At 61.6% G+C, this 245-nt stretch carries 1 protein-coding gene; it reads right to left on the bottom strand.

Annotation, left to right across the window (positions count from 1 at the left end; all coding sequences use genetic code 11):
* On the bottom strand, window positions 1-245 hold a 245-nt coding region (locus tag A3728_RS15655), incomplete at both ends, for an MFS transporter (protein WP_150120839.1).

The following is a 245-nucleotide window of genomic DNA, read 5'->3' on the forward strand; positions in this document are numbered from 1 at the left end:
CGGAACGCCTTGACGAGGATCTGGCCCATGGATTCTTCCAGCTCCGCCTTGCTGGCCATGGCGGGCGCACGCATGAAAGGAAGCGTCAGCACGAGCGAGAGGACAACCCCCGCGAAAACAAGGAAGGTCATCTGCCACGTCAGAAACGTCAGCATCCATTCAGCGACCGGAGCGCCAAAGACCTGCCCGGCGCTGCCCGCAGCCGTAACAAGCGCGAGAGACATGGAGCGGTTTTCGTCCGATGA

Source organism: Sulfitobacter sp. HI0040 (assembly GCF_001634885.1).
GTDB lineage: Bacteria > Pseudomonadota > Alphaproteobacteria > Rhodobacterales > Rhodobacteraceae > Sulfitobacter.